Origin of the sequence: Coleofasciculus sp. F4-SAH-05, assembly GCF_040222985.1 — a bacterium.
Lineage (GTDB): Bacteria > Cyanobacteriota > Cyanobacteriia > Cyanobacteriales > Coleofasciculaceae > Coleofasciculus > Coleofasciculus chthonoplastes.
In genome coordinates, this window is the sequence record NZ_JAVKBY010000076.1 from 16,657 (window position 1) to 42,580 (window position 25,924).

The 25,924-nt window shown below is 46.0% G+C and carries 20 protein-coding genes and 1 pseudogene; 14 read left to right on the plus strand and 7 right to left on the minus strand.

What is annotated here, in order from left to right; genetic code table 11:
- Positions 1-71: 71 nt before the first annotated feature.
- The 4 genes from RIG27_RS09235 to RIG27_RS09250 all read right to left on the minus strand — a co-directional run bounded on the left by RIG27_RS09235 (position 72) and on the right by RIG27_RS09250 (position 5,420).
- Entirely contained in the window at positions 72-1,523 is a 1,452-nt protein-coding gene (locus tag RIG27_RS09235; protein WP_446344465.1) for an AAA-like domain-containing protein, read from the minus strand.
- 99 nt (positions 1,524-1,622) lie between these two features.
- Entirely contained in the window at positions 1,623-3,113 is a 1,491-nt protein-coding gene (locus RIG27_RS09240; RefSeq protein ID WP_446344468.1) for a peptidoglycan-binding domain-containing protein, read from the minus strand.
- Between the two features lie 232 nt (positions 3,114-3,345).
- Complete coding sequence (locus RIG27_RS09245) at positions 3,346-4,146, minus strand: acetylornithine aminotransferase (protein WP_446344471.1); 801 nt, start codon at positions 4,144-4,146, stop codon at positions 3,346-3,348.
- Between the two features lie 695 nt (positions 4,147-4,841).
- On the minus strand, positions 4,842-5,420 hold the full coding sequence (locus RIG27_RS09250; protein ID WP_446344473.1) for a Uma2 family endonuclease: 579 nt from the start codon (positions 5,418-5,420) through the stop codon (positions 4,842-4,844).
- A gap of 274 nt (positions 5,421-5,694) precedes the next feature.
- Here RIG27_RS09250 and RIG27_RS09255 point away from each other — a divergent pair, with 274 nt between their 5' ends.
- Together RIG27_RS09255 and RIG27_RS09260 are read left to right on the plus strand one after the other, a co-directional pair.
- Positions 5,695-6,048 (plus strand): DUF433 domain-containing protein, encoded by a 354-nt coding sequence (locus tag RIG27_RS09255; protein ID WP_446344475.1) that lies wholly within the window; start codon positions 5,695-5,697, stop codon positions 6,046-6,048.
- Entirely contained in the window at positions 6,048-6,410 is a 363-nt protein-coding gene (locus tag RIG27_RS09260; RefSeq protein ID WP_446344477.1) for a DUF5615 family PIN-like protein, read from the plus strand. Before RIG27_RS09255 ends, RIG27_RS09260 begins: the two co-directional genes overlap by 1 nt.
- Before the next feature lie 277 nt (positions 6,411-6,687).
- On the opposite strand, the gene RIG27_RS09265 is transcribed toward RIG27_RS09260, so the two are convergent.
- Positions 6,688-7,266 carry a Uma2 family endonuclease gene (locus tag RIG27_RS09265; RefSeq protein WP_446344479.1) on the minus strand — a complete coding sequence of 193 codons (579 nt, stop codon included), beginning with the start codon at positions 7,264-7,266 and terminating at the stop codon, positions 6,688-6,690.
- Positions 7,267-7,699: 433 nt separating this feature from the next.
- Here RIG27_RS09265 and RIG27_RS09270 point away from each other — a divergent pair, with 433 nt between their 5' ends.
- Positions 7,700-8,116, plus strand: a complete 417-nt coding sequence (locus RIG27_RS09270; RefSeq protein WP_446344481.1) for a XisH family protein — start codon at positions 7,700-7,702, stop codon at positions 8,114-8,116.
- On the plus strand, positions 8,104-8,439 hold the full coding sequence (locus RIG27_RS09275; RefSeq protein ID WP_446344483.1) for an element excision factor XisI family protein: 336 nt from the start codon (positions 8,104-8,106) through the stop codon (positions 8,437-8,439). Before RIG27_RS09270 ends, RIG27_RS09275 begins: the two co-directional genes overlap by 13 nt.
- Before the next feature lie 320 nt (positions 8,440-8,759).
- On the opposite strand, the gene RIG27_RS09280 is transcribed toward RIG27_RS09275, so the two are convergent.
- Positions 8,760-10,040 (minus strand): glycosyltransferase, encoded by a 1,281-nt coding sequence (locus RIG27_RS09280; protein ID WP_446344485.1) that lies wholly within the window; start codon positions 10,038-10,040, stop codon positions 8,760-8,762.
- Here RIG27_RS09280 and RIG27_RS09285 point away from each other — a divergent pair.
- From RIG27_RS09285 to RIG27_RS09325, 9 genes and pseudogenes are all read left to right on the plus strand, one after another.
- A complete protein-coding gene (locus tag RIG27_RS09285; protein WP_446344487.1) occupies positions 10,040-10,231 on the plus strand; it encodes a hypothetical protein in 192 nt (63 codons plus the stop codon). The genes RIG27_RS09280 and RIG27_RS09285 overlap by 1 nt on opposite strands.
- 486 nt (positions 10,232-10,717) lie before the next feature.
- A complete protein-coding gene (locus RIG27_RS09290) occupies positions 10,718-11,815 on the plus strand; it encodes an interleukin-like EMT inducer domain-containing protein (RefSeq protein WP_446344489.1) in 1,098 nt (365 codons plus the stop codon).
- Positions 11,816-11,856: 41 nt separating this feature from the next.
- Positions 11,857-13,215: a polyprenyl synthetase family protein gene (locus tag RIG27_RS09295; RefSeq protein WP_446344491.1), complete on the plus strand. Its 1,359-nt coding sequence runs from the start codon at positions 11,857-11,859 to the stop codon at positions 13,213-13,215.
- 235 nt (positions 13,216-13,450) lie between these two features.
- Complete coding sequence (locus tag RIG27_RS09300) at positions 13,451-14,431, plus strand: hypothetical protein (RefSeq protein WP_446344493.1); 981 nt, start codon at positions 13,451-13,453, stop codon at positions 14,429-14,431.
- Positions 14,432-15,191: 760 nt separating this feature from the next.
- The gene (locus tag RIG27_RS09305) at positions 15,192-16,883 is read left to right on the plus strand and encodes a hypothetical protein (protein ID WP_446344495.1); all 1,692 of its coding nucleotides are present in this window, start codon (positions 15,192-15,194) and stop codon (positions 16,881-16,883) included.
- Between the two features lie 238 nt (positions 16,884-17,121).
- Positions 17,122-17,787 (plus strand): annotated as a pseudogene (gene iscB / locus RIG27_RS09310) (RNA-guided endonuclease IscB); the annotation flags it as partial.
- A 253-nt stretch (positions 17,788-18,040) separates the two neighbouring features.
- A complete protein-coding gene (locus tag RIG27_RS09315; RefSeq protein WP_446344497.1) occupies positions 18,041-19,111 on the plus strand; it encodes a hypothetical protein in 1,071 nt (356 codons plus the stop codon).
- A gap of 203 nt (positions 19,112-19,314) precedes the next feature.
- Positions 19,315-20,217 (plus strand): interleukin-like EMT inducer domain-containing protein, encoded by a 903-nt coding sequence (locus tag RIG27_RS09320; protein ID WP_446344499.1) that lies wholly within the window; start codon positions 19,315-19,317, stop codon positions 20,215-20,217.
- A 291-nt stretch (positions 20,218-20,508) separates the two neighbouring features.
- Positions 20,509-23,088: a DUF4912 domain-containing protein gene (locus tag RIG27_RS09325; RefSeq protein ID WP_446344501.1), complete on the plus strand. Its 2,580-nt coding sequence runs from the start codon at positions 20,509-20,511 to the stop codon at positions 23,086-23,088.
- On the opposite strand, the gene RIG27_RS09330 is transcribed toward RIG27_RS09325, so the two are convergent.
- Entirely contained in the window at positions 23,089-23,337 is a 249-nt protein-coding gene (locus RIG27_RS09330; RefSeq protein ID WP_446344503.1) for a hypothetical protein, read from the minus strand. It lies immediately after the preceding gene.
- Between RIG27_RS09330 and RIG27_RS09335 the strand changes: the two genes are divergently transcribed.
- Positions 23,311-25,413 (plus strand): interleukin-like EMT inducer domain-containing protein, encoded by a 2,103-nt coding sequence (locus RIG27_RS09335; RefSeq protein WP_446344505.1) that lies wholly within the window; start codon positions 23,311-23,313, stop codon positions 25,411-25,413. The genes RIG27_RS09330 and RIG27_RS09335 overlap by 27 nt on opposite strands.
- The last annotated feature ends 511 nt before the right edge of the window (positions 25,414-25,924 follow it).

Sequence of the window (25,924 nt, forward strand, 5' to 3'; positions counted from 1 at the left end):
ACTTCGTCATTTCTCATCCTCTTCTCCAGACGCACCATGTCAGAACAGCTCTGGAACAGGTTCCTCTACTGTTACTCACTTCCTGCGTCTTGACACTTGATGATGCGATCGCGAAAATAGTACCGATACAAATCACAACTTAGCCTAACCAGGTTTCCCTGAAGATTCACCAGTCCCATACTGTGCAACTTAAACCCTTGCACCTGTTCCACTTCAATCGGTTTAGTGGTGCTGAGAACCTGGTTAAACGCCGCCGCTAGTTCAAGATTATGTTGCAGAGTCCACAAATGTCGATGCAGATGGTTGGCATAAATTCCCGTCTCCGTTGCAGCTGTTTTCAGGATCTCCTCAAACGTCAAATCCTGTCTAGCTAAGTGGTATAATGTCAACCGTATCAGATAAGGATGACCCCCCACAAGCTGCATAAGCTGAGTTAGTTGTTCCACCTCTAACCTCAATCCATGACGCCAAGTCAAGTCTTGCACCTGTTCCCGACTCAGGGGTTCTAAATCAACGCCCAGCCCGACATTAAACGGAGACTGATTGATATCTAAAGGAACATAGACTTCGGTTGATTGGATTAGCACCAAGCGTAACCGTTGCCAAATTGGGTCAACTTTAGCTTGCTCATGCCAAGACCGCAATAGGGTAAGAAATTCTTGGACAATGTTCACCTGTTGAAAAATCAGGCTCAATTCTTCTAAAACCAAGACAATCGGAGCATCAACTTCGGCTAAAATATATTCTCGAATATAGAGAGCGCAACTCATCTTACTGCCCAAATCCTCATCCCAATAGTCATTCAGCCTCGACTTTAATTTTAATTGGCGAGTCAAGCCGGCACATAACCAGCGTAACATCTTATTCAAATCGCTAATCACCGTTTCGTCAACTTGCTGAAAATCTAAAACGACTGTTTTATAAACATTGGCGATACCCCGACTGAGTAAGCGATTAACTAACGAGGTTTTGCCAATTTGCCTCGGTCCTTTAATTCGGATCAACGTGCCAGGTTTAAGCAGTTCCTGATAACAGTGGGCTTCGTCGGGAACTCGCTCGATATAAAAGAGAGAATTTAAGGGAACACTGCCATCGGGTAATTCCAGGTCAACGGATGGCAAGTTGGTCTGATCCGATTCGGAAATAAGCGGGTTAGGTGAGTAATTCAGGTCATCTAAACAATCAGAACGAGCTGTTTCTATCGATGATAGAGTGTTATTAAGAACAGTTTTAAATTTAGGTTCATTTTGAGCCAGCAGTTGCCGTTCTAGGGCAGAGCGAACAGTGGTCTTTGTTACTTTTTCCCCTAGTCCTTGGGACAGCAGTTTCCATAATTGAGGCGCAACCGATTGCTTAATATAACTGTCCGAATAGCCCAACTCTTGAGCCATTTGGTCATAATTTTTCTTCGTCTCTTGCCAGGATTCCCGCAGAATGAACCGTTGCAGATCATTCAAATGCTGCCCAGTCTTGGTATAGACTAAGGCGTCGGCTAATTCTACGATGTCTGCACTTGCGCCCATATCCGCGATCGCTAATGAGTATCATCCCCCAATTCTAATCCTTTATCGGGCTCAGAGGAATACTTGATATAGCGTAGGGTGGGCAATGCCCACCAACCTTCATGAACCCAATTTCCCTAACGCCCCTCGACGAAGAACTTCCGTTACTTCTGTTGCCATCCTAGCATCCAATTCCACCACCTCACGCTTCGCATCCCTGGGTTCTAAACGCTTTGCTCCCTTTAATGCCATGCTAAACGTCACCAACTCTGGCACACCCATTTCACTCGGTTGAATAAACTGAACCAGCGCCACATAAACCGCTTCCGCCCGATTCCGAATTTGAGTTACACCATTTCCCAGTTTAGAAATAATCACCGGCGAACTAATTTTATCCTGCAAATCTAACGCATCTAATGCCCCATCCGTTAAACGTGCCGCATCTGCACCCATCGCCCGAATCACCGATTCTAAACTATGCCATTGAGCACCCGGTAATCGTGAGGATTGGGGGATGTGATAATGCCAACCTAACATCGAGATCATGCGGGTTAAATCATAAGCCGTAATCGTATTTTCGCCGCGATGTCGTTCTGATACACCTTTGAGAATAACATTTCGGGGACGCCACCATGCTTGAGGCGGTTGCGTTGATAATTCGGGTTCTGGGATAAAGGGTTCTTCGCCATAGCGTCCGGTAAAAATCAAGTCTTGATTTCCGGTCATACTTTTCAGCCAAGTCTCTAACTCTGCGGGAGTCGAAAATTGCTTTAACATTGCCGCTAGGGAGTTAGATGAAGCAATGCGATTGTCGTAGGAGAGAATGTCTTTAAGCACATCATGGAACGAGAATTCTCGGTATTGCCCGCTTAAATCTCTGCCTCGAATCAAACAAGTATCAATATCCGTCTGAAAGGAATTCCTATTGCTGCGAGAGACGACATTGAGAATGGGGATAATTTTACTACTACTCCAAAACTCGGTTTTACTCAACGCATTTCTACCTAGCCATTTGGTCTTGAAGTCTCCGTTAACAAAACTGCCGACACAGAGACAGGCTTCGGTAATTTCTGGATGCAAAAAGCTTAAGCCTTGGTCATCAATATCGGAGAGTTGTCCTACTGGGGGGAAAGGTTGAAATTGGGCGGTATCTTTGGTGACAGAAACCAATGTTTTGCTATCTGGCTTCTGTATCAGACGGGCGGCATAGTCTTTGATTTGAGTTTTGTAGGGAGAGGTGTCAATGCCTTTATAAAATAGGGCGGGTTGATCAACAGTTCCTTTAACGGATTCTTTTAAGAAGCTTTGATAAATTGCGTCTTTATTTTTGTCTTTGAGCGAGGGGAGAGGTTGTGGTTTTTCCGGCAGTAGTTTTTGCGCCCAGCCTTTGCCAAACTTCTTACTGTCCATGTTATTCAGGTAGACCGATTCACAGAACTCAGTCATTGCCTGTTCTGTCTGGTTGCCATAAGCACCATCGAGCCAGGAACCACCGGGGTAAAATCCTAAGCGATTCAGTTGGGTTTGGATTTGTTTGACTAATTCTGGATCAGTTTTCAGAGTATCTAAGTGAATGACAATATCGTGATGGATAATATCGGTGAGTTTCATTAGGGTATTGATTAAGGGTTTTTATTTAACGATGAGTTATTATAACCTAAGTGGCTAACTTCTTTAAGCTGTCAGGAATTTAAACCTATCCTGTAGGGTGCGTTAGGCATTTGCTTGGATTAATGTGAAAAATAACTTGGGATTTGTGCGCCGTAACGCACCGTTCTCAGTTATCTAAAAAAATAAAAAAAAGGAGACAAGCTTTTGGCATTCTCCTTTTACACTATTTTATTTATCGTTCACCAGTCGGAGCTGGATCTGGCGTTGATGATTTATCAGGCAGAAAATCTGAGTCGCAAACAATGCTCTGGGTGATAGCACGAGCCAATTGCTTCGCTTTCACATTGTTCTTGGTTTTTGAATTCCTGCAAACATAGATAGATGAGAGGAACTTTGCCTCGCAAAATGTATTACATTCAACGGTGGCTTCGTATTCTAGCTCTTTAACTTCGATATGGGAGTGAATCTCGCTGCGATAGCAGGTACTATTCTCGCGTTTACCGATACGTCCGCGTTTACCGATACGTCCCGCTTTCACCTTCGCCGAATCAAAATCGATGGTGCTGTGGTTACTACACAGAACAAGTGCTGGCGCTACTGACGGAGACAAATAACACTGATCAACGATTAAGTGTGAAAAGCCTGTAACCATTATCGAAGCGATATCGATACCTGACACATGGACAAATGAGTAAAAAGCCACTGACAGTCCATATAACGCTTTTTCTTTGAGAACTTTGACCTGTACAGCTCCAGGATCGTCAGGTTCACCAACTAGGTAAATCTGTCGGGCAGCTTGACCGTAGATTTGTATGGCATCATAGGTTCCGGGAGCTAGCTTAACATACAGGTCAAACCGCTCACCGAAATCACAGTTATTATTTGCCCAAACGACAGCATAATCGGCAGAGGCAAAAGGCTTTGCTTCCGTTCCATCACCAGTTTCGTCGGAACCGTTGGGAGAAACGTAGAGAAGCAAATTGTCGGTTAAAAACTTCCGACTATCTGTTGGAACTGTTGCGCTTGCGACCATTTTAATTTAACTCTCCTTACAAAACACCGAGAGACTCTGAAACGGGAACGGGTAAGTGCCTGTTTCAGTTATGGAGTGAATCTAAATGATTTGAAAATTGATAGGGCGGAAAAGCTTGCTAGATAAGGCTTTCCATCCCACACCTATTTCACAACTGATTTAGACGAATCTATGAATTTTGATCGTGAATCGATTTTGCCATATTGCTGCCAGAGGTTCCGGCGTTAATAGGCTGTCTCGTTATTTACGATTACATCGAGAATAATTGATTAACGGTTCAGGTGTAAATATAGAAAAGTTGGTAAAAATTCAGGAGTTTTTATCGCCAGACAATGCAGACTGCTTAAATTAGTCCTTTTGTCAATACATAAAAAGTGTGGAGTTTTTAAGGCACATCGCTTCAGTTCTACTCAACGATGTCAGTTACAGACGGGATACTAGGACTCACGCTACAATGAATCACACGAACTTATCCGTTACATCCATTACATTCATCGGGCTGTTCCTTTATATTCAATAGTGGAATAGACTCGACAGGTTTTCTGGGCGCAAGGATGGTGCCCCTACAGGTTTGAGTCGTTTTTTTAACCCAAATCTTCAAAAAACCTACCTTTGTCAGGTTGGGGGTGTACTAGAAATAGGAGTCCGCTTAAAGCCTCTTTAGGATAAACTTGCCGACTCTACAGAATTTTGGCTTAGAAAATGGGTAACTCTAATACAAATCCAGGTAAGATATCCTCTCCGGATAAAATCGCGGGTAATTGGACAATCTCAACCGTCTGATTCTGACGATAAATTTCGACTTGTTGGGCTTGGGGATTAATTAACCAGCCTAATTGTAAACCACTATTGAGATACTCCCGCATTTTTTCTTGTAAGTCAGATAAGGAATCGGTGCGAGAACGGAGTTCAATGACAAAATCTGGACAAATTGGCGGAAATTTTTCTTGTTCTTCGGGAGTTAGGGATTCCCAGCGTTGGTTGGCTATCCAAGCCACATCAGGAGAACGCTTTCCACCGTTGGGTAAGCGAAAGATGGTTGATGAACTAAAGACTTTTCCCCGTTGAGTTTGACGATTCCACAGGTTTACGTCGGTAATTAAATCGGATTCTCGATTGCCACTTACTCCACCAACGGGAGGCATAATGAATAATTCTCCTTTAGCGGTTTGTTCAAGTTGCCACGTTTCATTGGCTTGGCAGAGTTGATAAAATTGCTCATCGCTTAAGCCAACGTGTTTTAAGTTTAAAATGACGGGTGAGGAACTGTTCATGGGATATAATGATTTTCAGCACAGTTTTGTATAAGATGACTCGCGATCGCGCTTTTTATTCTAGGTTTAAATTTTAGCATTGATGGCTCGTCTGTAGTCAAAAAACGACAAACAAGATTAAGACAGACACGATAACCCCTACGCCATCAATGCTGGCTGGGTGTTCGGGTAGGAGTACGGCAGTGCCGTGCAAACAACAGGATGTCTCAAAGCCAATGATAAAGGCTATTTTGGTGTTAGAATAAACACTTATGCAGCATTAGAATAAATACTTATGCAATTAGAAGACTACTTTGATTTCTTAGCTCCTGATGATATTCGCCTTAAAGGAACACGCATTGGCATAGAACATATTCTCTACCAATATATCCATCGTGCTCAAACTCCCTCAGCCATAACTGAACGTTATCGAACTGTAACACTAGAACAGGTTCATGCTACTATTTTATACTATTTACACAACCAAGAATCTGTGAGTGCCTATTTAGCTGATTGGTTAGCCTGGAGTCATCAGATGCGAAAACAACAACAGGAAAATCCGCCACCATTTATTGAAAAGCTACGACAATTGAAGGCAAAAAAACAAGTAGATTCTCAACAAGATACTTCAAGTCAAGCCGTGAGTTAATGACAATTAAATATCTCCTGGATGAACATATTCCACTGGTGCTTCGCACACAAATGTTGCAACGATATCCTCAATTGCAAGTTTGGGTAATTGGTGACCCCAATGCACCCCCTAAAGGCACTCCCGATGCAGATATTCTTGGTTGGTGTGAAGACAATAGATTTATTTTGGTTACGAATAACCGCAAAACAATGCCAGTTCATCTAGCTGAACATCTGGCAGATAATCATCATGTACCAGGAATATTTATTATCAATGATGATATGACCATGGGGCAAATTATGGAAGAGTTGATGATTGTAGCTGAGGCAGCTTGGGAAGATGAATACCAAGATCGCATTAGTTTTATGCCGCTACTATAAAAGCAGTATTGAGAAAGGTACGATGGTATCGTGCCCCTACGCAATCAATGATTTCTGGGTTAGGGTAGGGGTACGGCACTGCCGTGCCCTAACTAAAGCCGTAATTATAGGTTTTCTTATCTCCAGAACGGGGGACAATTGCCCAGTGTAAATAATCAGAAAGTATAGATTGTAGGTTGCCAAATCTAGGCTAAGGTTCCCCACTACGAACTAAACCTAATCTAGGGTCTGCTAAATAAGTCTTGTGGTGGGGAGAGAAAATCTACAGGATTTTGGCTTAGAAAACGGGTAACTCTAATACAAATCCAGGTAAGATATCCTCTCCGGATAAACTCGCGGGTAATTGGACAATCTCAACCGTCTGATTCTGACGATAAATTTCGACTTGTTGGGCTTGGGGATTAATTAACCAGCCTAATTGTAAACCACTATTGAGATACTCCTGCATTTTTTCTTGTAAGTCAGATAAGGAATCGGTGCGAGAACGGAGTTCGATGACAAAATCTGGACAAATTGGCGGAAATTTTTCTTGGTATTCGGGCGTTAGGGATTCCCAGCGTTGGTTAGCAACCCAAGCCACATCTGGAGAACGCTTTCCACCGTTGGGTAAACGAAAGATGGTTGATGAACTAAAGACTTTTCCTAGTTGAGTTTGACGATTCCACAGCCAAAGTTGACCATTAAAATCGGATTCTCGATTGCCACTCACTCCACCAACGGGAGGCATAATTAGTAATTCTCCTTTAGCTGTTTGTTCCAGTTTCCACGTTTCATTAGCTTGGCAGAGTTGATAAAATTGCTCATCGCTTAAGCCAACGTGTTTTAAGTTTAAAATGACGGGTAATAAATTGTTCATGGGATATAATGATTTTTAACTTAGCACGGCTTTGTATAGGACGACTCGCGATCGCGCTTTTTATTCTATGTTTAAATCCTAGCATTGATCTTACTTTTCACGGTATCTGGAAAACCTCTCTCCAAACCTCTCTCCTGCTCTTGAGAAGGCTTTGAATCCTACATTCCGTGCAAAAAAAGCGAAGCATCCTTTGGCTTCCCCCTTTTGAAGGGGGACGGGAGGGGGATCAAAAAAGGGGACGGGAGGGGGATCTAATAGGGGGACGGAAGGGGGATTTAATCCCCCATCTTCCCCATCTCCCCCTCACCTCACCACTTATTCAGCAGACCCTCTTATTGTTCACCCTTCAGGAAGGCTGCCATCGATTGCGAATACACTGGTGTTCGAGTGTTAAAATAAAAAGTCAAAAAGACTAAATCCCTAAATTGGCTGAATGGTGGCTAAAGATATTTTTCATGATGCAGTAAGAAACGGATTGGAAAAAGAGGATTGGGTAATTACAGACGATCCCCTGAGAATTAGATCAGGTAGGGTTGATATGCGAATCGACTTAGGCGCAGAACGAATCCTAGCGGCTGAGAAAGGAGAAGAAAAGATAGCGGTTGAGATTAAAAGCTTTATTACTCCGTCAAATATTTCGGAATTTCATACAGCCTTGGGTCAATTCCTTAACTATCGTGTTGCTTTGGAAGAGCAGCAGCCTGAGCGTGTTTTATATTTAGCCGTTCCTCTAGGGGCTTATAAAACATTTTTTAATTTGCCCTTTGTGGAAACCATCATTCAGCGTTTTCAACTCAGCTTGCTTGTTTATGACCCCAAAGACGAGGTGATATTAGAATGGAAAACATAGAAAAATATCGCACATACATCCAATACTTATTAAGTGAATATGCGAAGGGAAGTCCATCGGATGATGAAGTAGAAACAGAACTAATTTTTGACCGAGAACGGGATCATTATCAGGTTGTTTATACAGGTTGGAAAAATCGCCAACCGATGTATGGGTGCGTGTTACATCTCGATATTAAAAATGGAAAGATTTGGATACAGCATGATGGAACGGAAATTGGTATAGCCAATGAATTAGTTAAGTTAGGAGTCCCAAAGGAGGATATTGTTTTGGCGTTCCATGAACCTTTAGTCCGCCCCTATACAGGGTTTGCTGTGGGTTAATGCAACTTGAACAGACCCCAGATTCTCCCCTGCTGTTACCACGAAGAGCCGCTGTTCTCGGTGGACATCAGGAACTTGGGTCCTTTATGCCCCTCCTCGCCATTTCTGAATCGGAAGGAGGTAACAGTAGTGCGAGCGTCTCGCTCGCTATTTTGTTATATATAGCACTACCGGGATAGGTTAGGACATTCCCCTGTTGCCTGTTGCCTGTTGCTTTTTCATCCAATTTTATTGTCCTAACCTCAATGCGTAATGCTATAGCAGTAGACACATCGATTAGGACAAACGAACTGTTGTTCCAGACGTTGCATGCAACATCTCTACTTCGATCTGAGATAGATTTCGATCGCGTCACTCGCCGCCTTGACTCCATCTTCTTGCTGCACCCGCTTTCCCACCTCGGCGGCTTTGATCCCATAACTCGGCTCAAACAAGAGTTGCTTGAGTTCCGCTGTTAATGTATTCGCACTGTACTCATGTCGGGCGAGAGTACGCGCCACCCCTAAACGAACCAAGCGCATGGCATTATCGGGCTGATCATGAGCATAAGGTACCACCAACATGGGACGCCCCGATCGCAAAGCTTGTCCAGTGGTGCCAACTCCGCCATGATGGACAATCACCGCCCCACGGGGGAAAATTTCGGAGTGGGGTGCATAGTCAACCATAATCACCCCTTCGGGTAACTGTTCTAACGTTAGGTTATGGACTCCCTTGCCCACCAGTAACACGGCACGGTATCCTAACTGTTGAGCCGCGATCGCACCTTCTAAATAGAAGTTTCCGGGTGTCCATACCATCAGCGAACCCAAGGTAAATATAATAGGAGGAGATCCAGAGTCAAGAAACCTTGCCAATTCTGGAGACAAATTCTCCTGTTTAGCGCGATCATAAAAAGGAAACCCCGTCACTTGAACTTGGGGACACCAATCCGCTTGCGGCTTGGCGAGCTTTGAAGAAAATAACGCCAGTACCAAATCTGGCGAATGTTGACCTTCAAACACCGGATCACAACTGGCTGGTAACCCCAATTCCCCCCGCAGTTGACGTATCGGCGCACTCCACAATCGGGCTTGCCAACGAAATTGGCGTAGACGGGCGTCATTGGCGACAACAGCTAAGGCTTGTTCATAAGGGGAGATGGTTGTAGTGGAAAGAGTTTGGGAATCATAAGCTGACATAAATAGGATCGGAGAGAGAACCGTTGACACCCACGGAATCCCTGTTTTTGCCGCAATTAATGATCCAGCAAAGCTTAAGTGGTGCGTCACCAGGAGATCCGCACCCTGTACCGCCTCCAGTAACGCCTTGTACGTCGCCCTCAGATGGGGCATTAATAGATAACAGATAGTATATTCACTTTCCCGACGGGACTCTGAGAGCACGCCGATAAACTCCCCATCCTGCTGCATATCGATCGCACTATCGTAACGAACCGGATAAAATCCAATTCCCTCGGCTTCAATCTTGTAGCGATACAGTTCACTTGTGGCAATAACAGTACGATGTCCCCGTGCTTGTAACTCTAGTGCGATCGCCATATAGGGATGAATATCGCCAAATGAGCCGTAGGCTGTTAAAACAATATGTTTATTGGTCATTGGTCATTGGTCATTGGTCATTGGTCATTGGTCATTGGTCATTGGTCATTGGTCATTGGTCATTGGTCATTGGTCATTGGTCATTTGTCATTGGTCATTGGTCATTGGTCATTGGTCATTGGTCCTTTGCGATAATTGAACGGTTAGGTCGGGGCGGGTTTAGTTACATTAGGGTGAAAACGAAACGTTAGCAGTAAAACCCGCCCCTACAAAAGATGTTTTATCGGAACGCCTCTTTTCCCCCAGCTCCCAGACGTGCCATGGCACGTCTCTACATTGGCTTCCCCAGCTTCCCCAGCTTCCCCAGCTCCCCATCTCCTAACATCCCTATTAGTGGTAGGATTATTTTTTAGCCTATCATTGACTTGATGTAAATAAAGCCTGTTAATTTTCCTCTCTAATCTCAAAAAATATATAGCTATAGAGGAATTCCAAATGATTCGTGAACGAAAATTTTGCTGAATTTGACTCCCCGTAAGGGTTTAACGTGAATGAATATTCACATCTGATTTGTACACTCTCATTTCTTATCCCTTCCCTTATTCAAGGATAAGAAGCCATAAGGAAAGTCTAATTCTTGAGTTCACCAGACGAGCAGCCGAAGAAAGCGCCCCCAGCAAGAGTCCCTCAAGCTAAAACGCTGTCACCTCTCATTGGTCATCAGGTTAGTAAATCCTATGAACACAACAAACGTTAACCCTGCCAGAAACGGCGTCACGACAACAGTACAGGTGTCTTCAGCCGGTTATAATCATGGGAACTCGGCGTCGATTAGGTTCAATACCCAAGACTTGGGTGAGAATTTCTACAATCGCGGACTCAATGTCGCCGTCTTCGATGAATTTACCGGACAACCCATTTTTGGTACGACATTTGATACCTTTAACTCAGGTAACTCCGAATCCTTTACCCAATTTGTCTCCACCTTACCTCTAGGTCGAATTGTCGCCATTGCCATTAAAGATGATGCTAACTTTAATTTATCTGAACGGGGCAAAAGAGCCTGTAAATCCTTGGGAAGTCGCCTGATTGATGACCTGCAATTTCGCAGTTCTTGGGCGATAATTGGTCAAACGGGTGCTGCACCGGGAACGGCAACAGAAAAGTTGTCTAATCAGGCGGCGGTTACTTGTTCGCGGGAGATTACAGCGACAAAGGTGAGTGTTCCCAGTTTTACCATCGCCGCGACATCAGCAGGGAATAATTGGGGTAACATGGCTCAAGTTACCTGTAATGGGGAACTTGTTTCCTTTACGGGAGGATATCAGCGCGGTTTGAATGTTGTCGTTTTCGATCCGTCCAATGGGCGTCAACTTCAGAGTCGATCCTTTGATGTCTATGCTGATCCCGCGAATGCGGATGCCTTTGCGGACTGGATAGAGACTATACCACAAGGTCGGGTGGTTGCGATCGCGGCGAAAGATGACGCCAGCTTTAATTTCTCGGATCGCGCCAAAACCGCCTGTAAGTCTATTGGTAGTACCCAAATTGACCGTCTTCAATTTCGCGGATCGTGGGCAATTGTCGGCGTCAAAGGGGCTTCTGGGGGTGCAGTTATCGAAAATTTGAATAATTTTGGCTCAGTTTCTGTCAACGCCTGGTTTCCTGTACTGGAATCTCCCCCAGTTACTCCATCCGTGACTCAACCTGTGGCTCAACCCATAGAATCCCGCGAATCCGGCACCGGAAACAAGAAACAAGTGGTGATTATCGGACTTGTATTAGCGATTCTTATCATCATTGTCATCGGGGCTATTTTGATTAATAAGGACTAAGACGAATAGCCCTGAACCGAAACTTTAGAGGAAAATTGTTAATGTTAGGACTATTCTTATTTCTCGTATTTTTTATCTTCTTCAGTCTGTTATTGTATGACCCAAAAAAATTCCCAACCCTCAAGTTGAAAGGCACACCCCGCCAAGTTTTACTGCCTCACCCCCCGATCTCTAAGCCTTCATCGTCAACGGTATCCGATATTGATTCAGGAAGTCGTAAGGCGATTGCCACAACCTTATCGGATCTTGCCCAATTAGAGGCGGCACAGGATGCTCAGGAGCAACGTCTTGCCGCCGATTCCTCTAAGTTTAATCAAACCATTATCAACGAGGCACTACAGGGATCACGCGATGCCATTTTTGTCAAGATTGAGGAATTTATCCAAACTCAGCGCCAAGTCTCCGGCGCTTATACTCCCCTCTATGAACTGTTAAGTGATTATCCTTTTCGCATTGGGAAAATGCTGCGTCCGACAATGTGTATTAGTGTTGCCCGGGCGGTGGGAGGAATGGGACATTCGGCTTTAACGGCGGCTGCCGCCTTGGAACTGTATCATAATGCGTTTTTGATTCACGATGATATCGAAGATGAATCTGAGTCTCGACGGGGGAAGGGGACCTTACATCAAATGATTGGCATTCCCCGTGCGATTAATGTGGGAGATGCGACGAATGTTTTAGCGGTGGGATTGCTGCTGGAAAATTTATCCGTGCTGGGGGTATCCAAGGCGCTGAATATTTTACATGAAATTGAATTCATGGCGCGGCAATCTGTGGAAGGTCAAGCAATGGAATTGGATTGGGTGGCGACAAATCCCTTCCATCTGAGTGACCAAGATTACTTTACCATGTGCGTGAAAAAGACCTGCTGGTATTCCTTTATTACTCCTTGTCGGATTGGTCTAATTGTCGGATATCCTGCCGCAAGTGTGCAGGATTTGGTCGAACCCTTGGCAGGATTAACCCGATTTGGCATGATTTTGGGGATCGCGTTTCAAATCCAAGATGATTTGTTAAATCTCCAGGGGGAAATGGAAGCTTATGGCAAAGAAATTGGTGGTGATATCTATGAAGGGAAACGCACGTTGATGTTGAACCATGTTTTAGCCAACAGTAAACAGGAAGCAGAGAAAATGCGGGCAATTCTGGCTCTACCTCGTACCCAGAAACATCCGGATCATGTTGCCTTCATTATGGAGCAAATGCAGCGGTGTGGTAGTATTGAACACGGCTGGAACGTGGCGCGATCGCTTGCCCAAAAAGCGGCAGATATCTTTAATTCTTTGGAGTTTTTGTTCCCGGAAACGCCACTGCGCCCAGGAGAACAATGGGGCTCTCCAGTTCATGACCGTCGATTTCTCAAGGAGTTGATTAATTATGTCATTTATCGAAGTCAGTAGGTTGGGATCGTCATTTGTCATTCGTCATTTGTCATTCGTTATGGCTTTTTGCTGTCTGGATGATCAAAAAATGATTACAAAATGTTAAGTTTTGAAAAAATAAATGGTTTTGAGTAGATTTAAATGAATGCTCGACTAGAATAAGAGAATCCTAATTTTTAGGATCGTTGTCAAGTTTATAAATTTACAGGGACAACTTGACTTCACAAATGATAAATTACAAGGAGTGAATGAAATGGCTCAAGTCAAAGTCGAAACCGTCGATCTCAACGACTGGAAAGAAGAATCCTATGCAAAGGGTGCAGGCAAATGGGATGTATCCCGGAATGGTCAAGAAGTGATCCAGAAAAAGAATGGTAAACCCACATTATTTTACAGTCCATTTAATGTTTTTAATACTAAAGTCTCCGGGAAAATAAGCGTCGGCAATACTGGCGATGATGATTTTATTGGGTTTGCCCTAGGTTTCCAACCCGGAGACACCACAAATAGTTCCGCTAAATATCTACTCGTCGATTGGAGGAAAGGTCAGCAGAAACATAAGTGGGGACTAGCCAAAACCGGATTAGCGGTATCCTTAATCAATGGAATTCCTAAAGATGAATCTGCTTTCTGGAGCCATACCGGGAACGTGACTGAACTGGCGCGGGGAAAAACTCTAGGCAACAAGGGATGGGAGAAAAATGTTGAAAATACGTTTGACTTTGTTTATACCAAAACGAATTTACAAGTTTCAGTAAATGGCAGTTTAGAAATTGATATTGACGGCGATTTTAGTGAAGGGCGAATTGCGTTTTATAACTTTTCCCAAAATAATGTAATCTATAAAGCCTTTGAGAAAAAAGTCCTCCCCTCAGGTCAATTGCAAGTCCATGCGAGTTTTGAACAAGGGATGGAGTTTCAAAATCCTATGGACACGGCTGCTAAAATCAAAGTCACTCCTTCTGGTACTTGGTCGGTGAAAGACGGAGTAGAAATTACCGCAGCCGGAGAACCAGGGGCTGAGCTACTCAGTCATGTGACGTATCCAAACAATACGCCCTATTCACTTGTTGCTGTAGATCAAGCTAGTGGTGAAGTTATTGAAGAAATCAGCAGTGCAAAAACTCTTAGCTTAAAAGCAGGTCAAACTGTGATCTTTAAAATGAATGATGAGCCGGGATGGTATTGGGATAACAAAGGATCTATCATAGTGGATTGGATGGTTCTGGATTAAATCATCATTGGTCATTTGTCATTGGTCATTTGTCATTGGTCATTTGTCATTGGTCATTTGTCCTTTGTAAGGGTTTGAGGACTATTTGCACAACTTAGTACAGTGCCGTTTTTGGAGCATCCCAATTTGGCACGTTGGCTCTTTTAAAGTTGCTGAAACCCTTGCAATTGCGTTACTTTAGGTAATGCTTTGTCCAAAACGGGATGCTCCCGCCGTTTTCGTTTGTCCGACTACTTAGTCCACGTCTCGATTGAGTCACTTGCCTGTTCGCTGTTTCCCTCTTACAGGCGATAACTTACCAACTTTTATGTATTGACAAAATGCATAAAATGAGCAGTTGGAGGATTCTGGAACAAATTAACCAATTTTGACCAACTTTTATGCATTTACACCCCAGTGTTCTATTGGTTATCGTTGATAACGTATTTGGATATAATTAACTTAAACCAACATTCTGTAGGTTAGGTGGATGAATCCTAGACTAAGTTGAATGTCACTGACTGGTATTGCTGGTGGGTTTCGACTTCGCAATGGCCCACCCTACGGTATATCTAACTGGTTTGTAATTCCGTGATAGTCGTTGATGTAGAATGCCTCTTAGCTAAGGAGTTAGAGCTAGCCAAGCAGTGAATTGTGCCAGGAGAATATAACGACACAGATGGATGAAAACAACGTTATTTAACTTAATGAAAATTTTTCAGTATAAAGAGTGAATCAGGATTAAAATAGATGGAGTAAAACGCCGTCAGACAGGTGTTAAATGAGTCAGCTTTTAGAAAAAAAACTCGCCCTGCCCCAAGTAACGTTACAACTCCATTCCGGTACAGACTTGGTTCTCCAGCTATTGATCCGGAATCAACTGCATGAAGCCGTCCTTTTACGTCCGACTCTCGATGATTGGCTGATCAATGACCGTGAGATTTTGCCCATTGTTAGTCGTTTAGAGCCAACCTATGTTTATTTGCTTCCAGAGTATGAATCAACCTGTCAGTTAACGATTCCCATTCCCGACTATTTGCCGAGTGGAATCACCATGAAAACCTGGTTAAGATTTCCCGGTTGGCTAGAAGACGCGATTCCCATTCAATTAGAACTCTTAGACACAACAGAAACCAGCGATCGCACACCTGTAATCCATCCCTTAATGGTCACCTTTCCGCCGCCGAGAGACAGTAAGGCAAACTACTTGGGAACGTCTGAACCCAGTACCGCTGGAATCTTTGGTCTCATGTCGGGATTAATCGATTTGGATAAAATTCCTGCCCGTTGGTTGATCGCAGAACTGCTAACACGGCTGTGCCAACATGGAACCAATTATGCCCAGACGCCCCAAGGGAATGAACTCCTTACCCAACTGAGTCGCACCCAGTTCTACAGGAATGGTGTTTATGCCTTTTCCTCTGCCCAAGTTCCGGCTTGGATAACAAGTAGTCTATCCATGGCGAATACTATCCTCGCCGCGCAAATAGGACAACAGCATCTGCTTTCGATTTGGGAGGAATGGTTATTTGATTTAGCCCAAACTGATATTGAAATCGGAGATAGGGGAGGTTGGGGAGATGGGGGAGATGGGGAAGATAGGGAAGATAGGGGAGATGGGGGAGATGGGGAAGTTCACTCAGAATTGAATAAGGGCGGGTTTTGTTCAAACGTTACTATCACTAGCGACAAGAAAATCCCTAAACCCGCCCCTACAAACCCGGTTCCCTATCAGCGAAGCGAAGCGTCAATACTCAACACGCAAAACCCTGAACAATGGTTTGCGGGATTACTTTTAGGACTTGCCCAAGTGTCACCCAGACTAGCCGATTGTTTTCGGGCGATCGCGACTCAGGAATCCACAATACCAACTGTTGATCATACAATTGCTGCCCAAGCTAGCTACAGTTTAACCACCGGATTACCGGGACTGGATGCGCTTCCGGGGCGTTGGTTGGTGGTGGAACTCCTGATTCTGCTCGCACAACAAGGTGATACTTATAGCCGCACGGAATCCGGTAGCCAATTACTTAATCAACTTAGCCGTACCCGTTTCTTTAAAAATGGCATCCTCGCCTTTGCTTCCGCCCAAGCCCCCCGATGGCTAGTCATCAGTCAATCAGCGGCGGCGGCTTATCATTCCTCTCTGGGGGTGCAGATGGGACAAGGGGGATTACTTCATGTCGGCGAACAATGGTTATGGACATTAGTTCCCAATGCCTTAAACGTTAAAGGGATGGACAACCCCGTTTCTGTATCCAATGCAGCGACAAAAACCTTTGTCTGTGAACTGGGAATGGATGCCCAGCGCTGGTTTGTGGGGATTCTGTTGGGACTGATTCAGGTGTCACCAAAAATGGCGAGATATGTACAGGCGATCGCGGATCAAGCCCCGCCACCTCTGACGCCTACCCCAACCTCCCCCGTCACCTTTGATGATGTTCTTAACGAAGGAGGTTCTCTGGGGCGGTAAACTACCCGCCACCAAGCTGAGTACAGGTATGGTGGGGGCTTTTAAAGAAGCCCAGAGTTTACCAGGCTGAGTGTTAATTCACTACGTTACGAGAATCAAGATACCTAAGAATGCGTAGCCAGTTTTTAGCTCTATCGTTTGCGATTAAACAGACATATCGGGTCGAAGTCAGTGTCGTAAACCGAACAAGCTTTCGTAACATTGCCAAGGCTAACATTACCCGCAAGGAGACTCACTCGTGAGTAAAGTTTTTGTCTTAGACACCAACAAACAGCCTCTCAATCCCATCCATCCAGGAAGGGCAAGAATGCTGTTGTCTCAGGGGAAAGCTGCGGTTTTCCGACACTACCCCTTTACTTTGATACTTAAACAGGAGGTGTTAAACCCCAAAATTGAACCACTCCGAGTCAAAATCGACCCCGGAGCGAAAACCACTGGACTAGCATTAATCAACGACACTACAGGCGAAGTGGTTTGGGTAGCCGAGTTGCAGCATCGTGGGTTTCAAATTCGGGAGTCTTTGACTTCACGTCGTCAGTTACGACGCTCACGCCGTAACCGCAAAACCCGTTATCGTAAACCTCGTTTCCTTAACCGCACCCGTCTAAAAGGTTGGTTACCACCATCTTTAAGTAGTCGTGTTGCTAACATCCTGACTTGGGTCAAGCGCCTATCATCACTGTGTCAAATTACCGCCATCTCTCAAGAACTGGTCAGGTTTGATACTCAGCAGATGCAGGACGCTGAAATTAACGGAATTGGCTACCAGCAAGGTACAGTGGCAGGTTACGAAATCCGTGAGTTCTTACTCGAAAAATGGAAGAGAACCTGTGGATGGTGTGGGGTAAAAGACACCAAGCTGGAAATAGAGCATATTCAGCCTCGCTCAAAAGGAGGTTCTAATTGGTCGAGTAGCCACTCGTGCCACTGGAAGTTTCAATATTTCAACACCCGATGGACTGGTTCAGGGCATCAGTCACAAATACTGCAAACAGATTCACAAAAAGGATGGATATTCATACATACATTGATTTGGATATTTTAGGGGGATTGACCCCCATAAAATATCCCCCGTTTCCTCCCATCGTTAACCGTTCGGCTGAGCGCTCACGCCGAAGCCTGAAGGGTATAACAGGGGTGTCCACGGGGGAAGAAAGATGAATGTCAACGAACAAGTTCTCCTTAACCGTGTCGAAGCTTTACGTATTCCCCTAGAAGATCCCGCCTTACCTCTGGATTGGAAGGATTGGTATCACTTTATTGTGCTGGATCTGAAAACGGGAATCCGCCTACTTGTCAACGCGACTCTCATCGGCAAACCGGAACAGGGACAGATGCAAGTTAGCTTTATTGTCAACTTGCCCTCCACCCAAATTACTCCAGAACTGGAATCCTCTCCCTCAGTGGCAACCTTTGGCACAACCTTTAGCCTAGACTGGGAACCGGACATGGTATGTCGTCATCCCTTACGTCTGCAAGGGAAGGGGATCAATCTAGAAATTAACGGCATAAACTCATCGGTTCAAGTTCACGACGAGAGGGCGCAGCTTTCCCTCAACGTTCAAGGACAAGCTGAAGCCATGCCTCTATTAGTAACCGAAGATGCGCCATTCGGTAGCGGGTTTATTGGTTGGGGATTGATCCCCGGATTAAAAGTTTCGGGAGACTTATCGGTTTGTGGGCGATCCTTTGCCATTGATCACGACTGGTTTTGCTATCACGATCGCAATTTTGGTCGGTTTCGCTGGGGCGAGGATATTGGTTGGGAATGGTTTGTCGCTTATGTTACAGACAAAAAGGGCAGATCGTTCACTCTCGTATTGGATAAACGCACGAATAAAGACCATTCCGTTAGTGGCTTACCCTATATTTTTATCTATTCCGGCACTCGCTTGCGGAAGGTGTTTTTGGGGGCTACGTTACAAATTGATTGGGATTGGTCTGCCACTGCCAGTTTACCGTTACGTCTACCCGGAATTATGGCGTCACTGTTTGGCGATCGCACGGTGAGTATGCCCCAACAGTTACAGGTGCAAGCGGCAGATGATCAGGACCAATTGTCATTAACCATGGCGTTTGATGCCACCAGTGAGTTAATTGTCCCTGATAATCAGAGTCGCCAATATACCTTTATTGAAGAAGTGACGGGTTCAGTTGACGTGACGCTTGTGCTGCAAGGGGAAACAATACAAGCCAAGGGGTTTGCCTATGGTGAATATGTGCATTAGTTCCGTTCGTAGTAAACGCTGTCTTCGCTTCTGCCACTAATGTACCTCCGACAGACTTCTTGTAAAAAAAGATTAAGTTCAAGGTGAAAGGGATAAATAAAACGAGATAATACAAAAATTGTTGCCTGATTCGTTGAAATTATACGTCTCAAAACGGCGAACTTGTCCTTAGCGTAACGGTTGCATCAAACTCATCCATTTACATGACTTCTTCAACAGTAACGATAACAGTTCAATCAGCAGGTGGATTCATGGGCGACTCAGCCCTGATCACACTCAACGACCAAGAAATTGGATTTGTTCACTATAGTCGCGGACTGAATGTTGCTGTTATCGATGAAGCAACAGGACAACCCTTAGTTTGCACCACATTTGATACCTTTTTCCCCGGAAATGCCGACCGATTTGCAGATCTAATCGAACAGTTACCCAGTGGGCGAATTGTCGCGATCGCGGTTAAAGATGAGGCAAGTGCCAACCTGAGTCAGCGGGCTAAACGCGCTTGTCAATCCCTGGGAAGTAGGCAAGTTCACTGTTTGAGATTTCGCACCTCTTGGGCGTTAATTGGTCAAAAAGATGCTAAACCCGGAATCGCCCAAGAAGAATTATCGGACTATTCAGATGTGATCTGTTCTCGTTTACTTTCTGTCTCTGGGGATACTGTCCAGCGTCCCAGCTTAGGGGTAATATCGGCAGGGGGAAATCAGGGAAATTTTGCCCAAATCACCTGGACTAATGAAGAGATAGGCATAGAAGGAGGATATCAACGGGGATTGAATGTTGTTGTTTTTGATCGCCGTGATAAAACCCAAGCCTTCAGTCGTTCTTTTGATTTATTTGCTAATCCGGAGAATGCCGACGCCTTTGCCCAACTGATTGAAGAGTGTTCCCCGGAGCACGGTATTGCCATTGCGGTTAAAGATGATGCCTCTGTCAATCTTTCCGAACGGGCAAAGCAAGCCTGTGAATCCATTGGTAGTCGCCTGATTCGCCATCTGCAATTACGCAGTTCTTGGGCGATTGTGGGATATAAAGATAGGAGTGAAAATTTAGGGATTGAACAATTGAGTCATGATCAGGTAGTCAGTTTGAGACTCTGGATCTAGAACGTTCTGGGGTTCAACTCAACTCGTTAACTCAAGAGGATAAGCCTAAATAATCAATGATTGACAGCCTATGATTTTTTATAAATATTTAGTTTTATGATTGTCACTGACTTAAAGCTGGTGGGCAATGCCCACCCTACGGTATATCAAAAGTTTGGGCGATTCCCTCATGATTATTTCAATGCCATTAAACTTAATTGTCCCCACCGACTTAATTCAGTGTTTATGCTTTAATCGCTAAAACAAATTAACTCAATAAACTATCAATTTTAATTAGACTCAAGGGTACTTATGATGCAGAGGTTCAGTAAAAAAGAGGCGTTCATCGCTTCCGTTATCCTATTTCTCACCGTAGGAACTGTTACGCCTCAGTTCCGACTCACCGCCCTGCGGTTGAGTCCAGTATTGGCTCAGGTTTCACCGGAGAAGTTTGAGGTGCCGGAGTCTGTTCCCCGTGGGACAACAGTGCGGCTGGATGGTTCTAGCAGTATGGCAAAGGTGAATCAAGCCTTAAAAGGGCGTTTTGAGCGACAGTATCCCGGTAGTGATATTCAACTCAATGCCGCTGGGAGTACCGCCGCTTTAGAAGCATTGGTGAATGAAGAGATTGACCTGGCGGCGATCGGACGCCCGTTAACAGAGGTAGAAAAGGCACAAGGATTAGTGCAAATTCCCTTAAGTCGGCAAAAGATTGCCATTTTGGTGGGACCCAATAGTCCTTATGGGGAGGTAGATATTACCTTTGAGCGATTTTCCCGGATATTCCGAGGTGAAATTACCGATTGGTCAGAACTTGGGGGTGAACCCGGACCGATTCAACTGATTGATCGCCCGGACTATAGTGATACCCGGCGGGCGTTTCAACGGTACGATGTGTTCAAAGCAGCACCGTTTCTAACCGGAGCCAATACCACCCAGGTAGATCGAGATAGTACCGAAGCCGTAATTGAAGAACTGGGGAAAAACGCTGGCGGGATTGGATATGCGATCGCGGATCAAGTTTTTGATCGTCAGGATGTGAAAATCATCCCCATGCATAAAGTCTTTCCCGACGATGAACGCTATCCTTTTTCCCAATCCCTGTCTTATGTCTATAAAGAACCTGCAACGCCTGCGGTAGAAGCCTTTATCGGCTATGCTTTAGATCCCACCAATGAGGAGGTGGTTGACGAAGCCGTTGCCGAAACCACCACAGAACCAGAAGACGCGATCGAAGAACCCACCGCCGCACCCCAGCTAGCCCAGGCACCGAATGCACCCAATTCTCCCGAAGCCGCCGCACCCGGAGAAGTTGATGAGGTCGATGGAAATGCCCAAGCCACGCCACCCGGACTGATTCCCTGGTGGATACCGTTACTCATCGCCCTTTCGTTTCTAGCTGGCGGTTTCCTCGTCTGGCTGCTGAAAGATCGGGACAATGATGACGATGATCGTCCAAAACGCCGTCCTTTCGGTGGGGGAATGGCGACGAATAGCACACCAATAAACACAGGGGGAGGGGGCGTAGCTATTCCACCTCCCACCCCAGTTGCTGCCCCAGTTGCTGCCCCAGTGCCAGCCCCAGTCCACAGCAGTTTACACCTAGTCCCCTACGATGGCAAAAACGCATACACCTATTGGGACATAGCCCCAGCCCATATCCAGAATCTCCAGCGTCCGTGCAAAGATCTGGTGGTACGGCTTTATGATGTCACCGACAGCCTGATTTCGCCCCATCAGCCTCCCTATCTGCTCCAACAGTTTAGCTGTGAGCCTCAACCTCCCTATATCCTGTTGACGCTACCCGCAGAAAATCGGGACTATATGGCGGAGTTAGGGTATCTCACCCCAAGCGGAGAATGGCTGCTCTTGGCTACCTCGAACAAGGTGCGGGTTGCTCCGACAATTCCCACCAGTACCGCCGTTACAGCATCTCCCAACCCACAAGCTTGGCTCACGCCATCGCCCTACCCAGCAGCGACACCATCGACGATGATCGCACCACCTTCCCCATCTGGGTATGGCGGAGGATATTACCCGCCAGCCTCCGCTCACAGTCGCCTATTTTTAGTTCCTTATGATGGGAAAAATGCCTACACCTATTGGGACATTGCCCCCGATCAAGCCCAATCCCTCCAGCGTTTAGGGGGAGAAAAGCTGATGTTGCGTCTGTATGATGTCACCGATAGTCCCAACCCAGAGCGGGATCAGCCCCCGATGCTACAACAGTTTGGATGTCAGGGGGAGCAAAACTATTTACTATTGTCCTTACCCGCTGAGAACCGGGATTATTTAGTGGAACTGGGTTACTTAACCCGTGAAGGCTACTGGTTACCATTGATGCGATCGGAAACTGTGCGGGTGACGCCGATTTTCGGGACGGGCAATGTTCTTCCAGGAGACAGAGGGATGGGTCATCATGGTGAAGGAACCTGGCTTTCCCATTCCCCTAGTCCCTCTCACAGTCGTCTATTCTTAGTCCCTTACAGTGGCAAAAATGCCTATGCTTACTGGGAATTGGCTCCGAATCAGATTCAAGCCTTAAAGCGCCAAGGGGGAGAAACGTTGCGGTTGCGTCTATATGATGTTTCCGACAGCTTAGATCCAGATCGCTATCGTTCCCACTGTGTCCAGGACTATGATTGTCATGGTTCAGAGAATTATGTGCTGCTCACGTTTCCGTCAGCGGATCAGGATTACCTGGCTGAGTTGGGATATGTCACCGCAAGTGGGGACTGGCTACCTCTAGCCGACTCGGAAACGGTACGAGTGACGACTAATATCCCCACTGACAGCGATACGCTGTTCTTGGTGTCAAGGGATCGTAACAATTCGTACACCTATTTGGAAGTTCCCCCCACCGTGCTGGAGGCGCTGAAGCATCAGGCGTAGCTATGGCGTGTCTGGGAGATGGGGAAGATGGGGGAGATAGGGGAGATGGGGAAGATAGGGGAGATGGGGAAGATAGGGGAGATGGGGAAAATTGTGTAGGGGCTCACTTTCACTACTATCTTTTCGGTTACACCCAGATGTAAATAAACCAGCCCCGACTTGACAAATGACAAATGACGAATGACGAATGACAAATGACAAATGACAAATGACAAATGACAAATGACAAATGACAAAGGAATGAACCATAACGAAGCCCATCTCCATATCACAGTGCAGTCTGCCGCTGGTAACCAGGGAAATTCGGCTCGGATTACCGTAAATGACGACGAATTCGGGTTTGATCCGTACAATCGCGGACTGAATGTGGCGGTTATCCATGAAGTGACGGGTCAAAAGCTGGGGAGCGCTACCTTTGATACCTTTGGTGATCCGAGTTGTGCGATCGCGTTTGCGGAATGGATGGAGAGTCTACCTGTTGGTCGAATTGTAGCGATCGCGCTGAAGGATGAGGGGACTGTCTATCTGGATGAGCGGGCGAAAAATGCCTGTGCTGCTTTAGGTGCTTATTGGGTTTATTATCTACAATTTCGCAGTTCTTGGGCGATGATTGGTCAAAAGGGAGCGACACCGGGAACGGCGACTGAAGCGTTATCGGATGAGCATGGCGTCACCTGTTTTCGTTCCTTTACACTCCCCTCCATTTTCGCGAACACGGCGACGATTTCGGCGACATCGGCGGCTGGAGAGTACGGCGTTTTGGCTCATATTAGCCGCAATGGATCTGTGATCCCGATTCCGGGCGGATATCAGCGGGGGTTAAATGTGGTGGTGTTTGAACCTGCTACTGGCAAGCCCCTGTCGAGTGGTTCGTTTGACTTCTTTGCGGATGCGTCTGTTGCTGATGTCTTTGCCCAACAGATTGAAGCGATACCCGATGGGAAAATTGTCGCGATCGCACTTAAAGATGATGCCAGTGTCAATCTCTCCGAAGCTGCCAAAGATGCCTGTCGTGCGATCGGTAGCCGTCTGATTGATCACTTGGAATTTCGGGGAGCTTGGTCAATTGTCGGATATAAAGGCGCGTCTCCGGATTCAGTTATTGAAAATCTGAATAATTCTGGGTTCACCTCCGTCAAAGCCTGGATGCCTTTAGTCATACCCTGCCCAACCTGGCAGCCTCAACAAAAGCTACAACCCCCAGATTTACCCGAAAAAGGGATCTTTGGCAGCGCCATTGCCATGAGTGGCGAGACGGCGATTATTGGGGCGCGTCTGGCTCAAGTGAATGGCTCTCCGGCTGTGGGCAGTGCCTATATTTTCCAACACACAAACGGGGTGTGGACAGAAAAACAGAAACTGCAACCATCGGGGTTTGGGCGTCAAGATGTCTTTGGCAATGCAGTGGCGATTCAGGGAAATCTGGCGATTGTGGGTGCCTATTTTACCGATGCGCCCGATCGCCCCAATGCTGGGTGCGCTTATATTTTCCAACAGGAAAATGGGGTGTGGGTAGAAAAACAGAAACTCCAACCCGCTGATTTACAGGGGAATGACTGCTTCGGGAGTGCGGTGGCGATTAGTGAGAACATGGCGATCATTGGTGCCTATACGGTAGACGCCGAAAGTCGTCCCGAAGCTGGGAGTGCCTATATTTTCCAGTTAGAAAACGGAGTGTGGCAACAAAAACAGAAGCTGCAACCTGCTGACTTACAGCGCGGGGATAGTTTTGGGGGTGCGGTGGCGATTAGTGGGGAAACCGCGATCGTCGGGGCGCGTCTTACCAAGGCAGATGGCGGTCAATTTGCTGGGAGTGCCTATAGTTTCCAGTTAGAGAATGGGGTGTGGGTAGAAAAACAAAAACTGCAACCTACTGACTTACACTATGGGGATAATTTTGGCAATGCGATCGCGCTCAGTGGCGAGGTGGCGATTGTCGGTGCCTATGGTGTCGATGCCCAAAGCTATCCCGATACTGGCGCTGCCTACATTTTCCACCTGGAAAACGGACTATGGCAGCAAAAGCAGAAGCTGCAACCTGCTGATTTACAGTGTCGCTATGGCTTCGGCTGTTCAGTTGCGATTCAGGGACAAGTGGCTGTCGTGGGGACTTCTGATGCCGGAAGCGCCTACATTTTCCAACTCAATAACGGAACATGGCAGCACAAACAAACCCTATACTCCCCGGAGGTGCAACCCAAAGACAAGTTTGGGTATACCGTTGCCCTCAGTGATGGAGTCGTCATCACCGGGGCACATAATGCAGATGCTCAAAGACGCCCTTATGCAGGTAGTGCTTACATCGCATTTGCCAACGAAGCGTGATAACTCTATCCCTGTCCTCCCCTGACTCAGGGGAGCTAGGGAGATGTTAGCTGTTCAGTTATTTCTGCCTTCTTTCACTAAGGAAAAATCAGCCGTTCAGCATTTAGACCTTAATCGCAAAGGCTGTATATGTAGGGTGCGTTAGCGTAGCGTAACGCACCATTGCCACTATAGATGGTGTAGCTGCGTAAGATTGTCGGTTGGGCCCTTGGAACGTAGGCGGAGCCTTCTCGAAGAGTAACCCAACAGAATATAGGGCTCGCATCCCTTACTACAAAACCAAGCTAATCTACCAAATAAGGTGTGCCACGCCAGTAGTGGACTGACCCAGCTAAAATGGTGCGATAGATTTGCTTCGTAGTGAGGGAACCTCAGCCCTCTCCAGCTAGGCGAAGCGAGAACTAAAGTTCTCACTACAAACAAAGCCCTATTTTAGGAGGGTCACGCCGCCATCGTGTGTTAGCCCAGCGTAACGCACCATTGTTACTATAGATGGTGTAGTTGCGTAAGT

What these genes read in the sequence shown, in the direction of transcription:
- RIG27_RS09295 (WP_446344491.1), top strand. Translation starts at nt 11,857, where the DNA reads ATGTTAGGACTATTCTTATTTCTCGTATTTTTTATCTTCTTCAGTCTG.
- RIG27_RS09290 (WP_446344489.1), top strand. Translation starts at nt 10,718, where the DNA reads ATGAACACAACAAACGTTAACCCTGCCAGAAACGGCGTCACGACAACA.
- RIG27_RS09325 (WP_446344501.1), top strand. Translation starts at nt 20,509, where the DNA reads ATGATGCAGAGGTTCAGTAAAAAAGAGGCGTTCATCGCTTCCGTTATC.
- RIG27_RS09235 (WP_446344465.1), bottom strand. Translation starts at nt 1,523, where the DNA reads ATGGGCGCAAGTGCAGACATCGTAGAATTAGCCGACGCCTTAGTCTAT.
- RIG27_RS09250 (WP_446344473.1), bottom strand. Translation starts at nt 5,420, where the DNA reads ATGAACAGTTCCTCACCCGTCATTTTAAACTTAAAACACGTTGGCTTA.
- RIG27_RS09255 (WP_446344475.1), top strand. Translation starts at nt 5,695, where the DNA reads ATGCAATTAGAAGACTACTTTGATTTCTTAGCTCCTGATGATATTCGC.
- RIG27_RS09305 (WP_446344495.1), top strand. Translation starts at nt 15,192, where the DNA reads ATGAGTCAGCTTTTAGAAAAAAAACTCGCCCTGCCCCAAGTAACGTTA.
- RIG27_RS09320 (WP_446344499.1), top strand. Translation starts at nt 19,315, where the DNA reads ATGACTTCTTCAACAGTAACGATAACAGTTCAATCAGCAGGTGGATTC.
- RIG27_RS09335 (WP_446344505.1), top strand. Translation starts at nt 23,311, where the DNA reads ATGACAAATGACAAAGGAATGAACCATAACGAAGCCCATCTCCATATC.
- RIG27_RS09315 (WP_446344497.1), top strand. Translation starts at nt 18,041, where the DNA reads ATGAATGTCAACGAACAAGTTCTCCTTAACCGTGTCGAAGCTTTACGT.
- RIG27_RS09280 (WP_446344485.1), bottom strand. Translation starts at nt 10,040, where the DNA reads ATGACCAATAAACATATTGTTTTAACAGCCTACGGCTCATTTGGCGAT.
- RIG27_RS09240 (WP_446344468.1), bottom strand. Translation starts at nt 3,113, where the DNA reads ATGAAACTCACCGATATTATCCATCACGATATTGTCATTCACTTAGAT.
- RIG27_RS09245 (WP_446344471.1), bottom strand. Translation starts at nt 4,146, where the DNA reads ATGGTCGCAAGCGCAACAGTTCCAACAGATAGTCGGAAGTTTTTAACC.
- RIG27_RS09330 (WP_446344503.1), bottom strand. Translation starts at nt 23,337, where the DNA reads ATGGTTCATTCCTTTGTCATTTGTCATTTGTCATTTGTCATTTGTCAT.
- RIG27_RS09260 (WP_446344477.1), top strand. Translation starts at nt 6,048, where the DNA reads ATGACAATTAAATATCTCCTGGATGAACATATTCCACTGGTGCTTCGC.
- RIG27_RS09275 (WP_446344483.1), top strand. Translation starts at nt 8,104, where the DNA reads ATGGAAAACATAGAAAAATATCGCACATACATCCAATACTTATTAAGT.
- RIG27_RS09270 (WP_446344481.1), top strand. Translation starts at nt 7,700, where the DNA reads ATGGTGGCTAAAGATATTTTTCATGATGCAGTAAGAAACGGATTGGAA.
- RIG27_RS09300 (WP_446344493.1), top strand. Translation starts at nt 13,451, where the DNA reads ATGGCTCAAGTCAAAGTCGAAACCGTCGATCTCAACGACTGGAAAGAA.
- RIG27_RS09265 (WP_446344479.1), bottom strand. Translation starts at nt 7,266, where the DNA reads ATGAACAATTTATTACCCGTCATTTTAAACTTAAAACACGTTGGCTTA.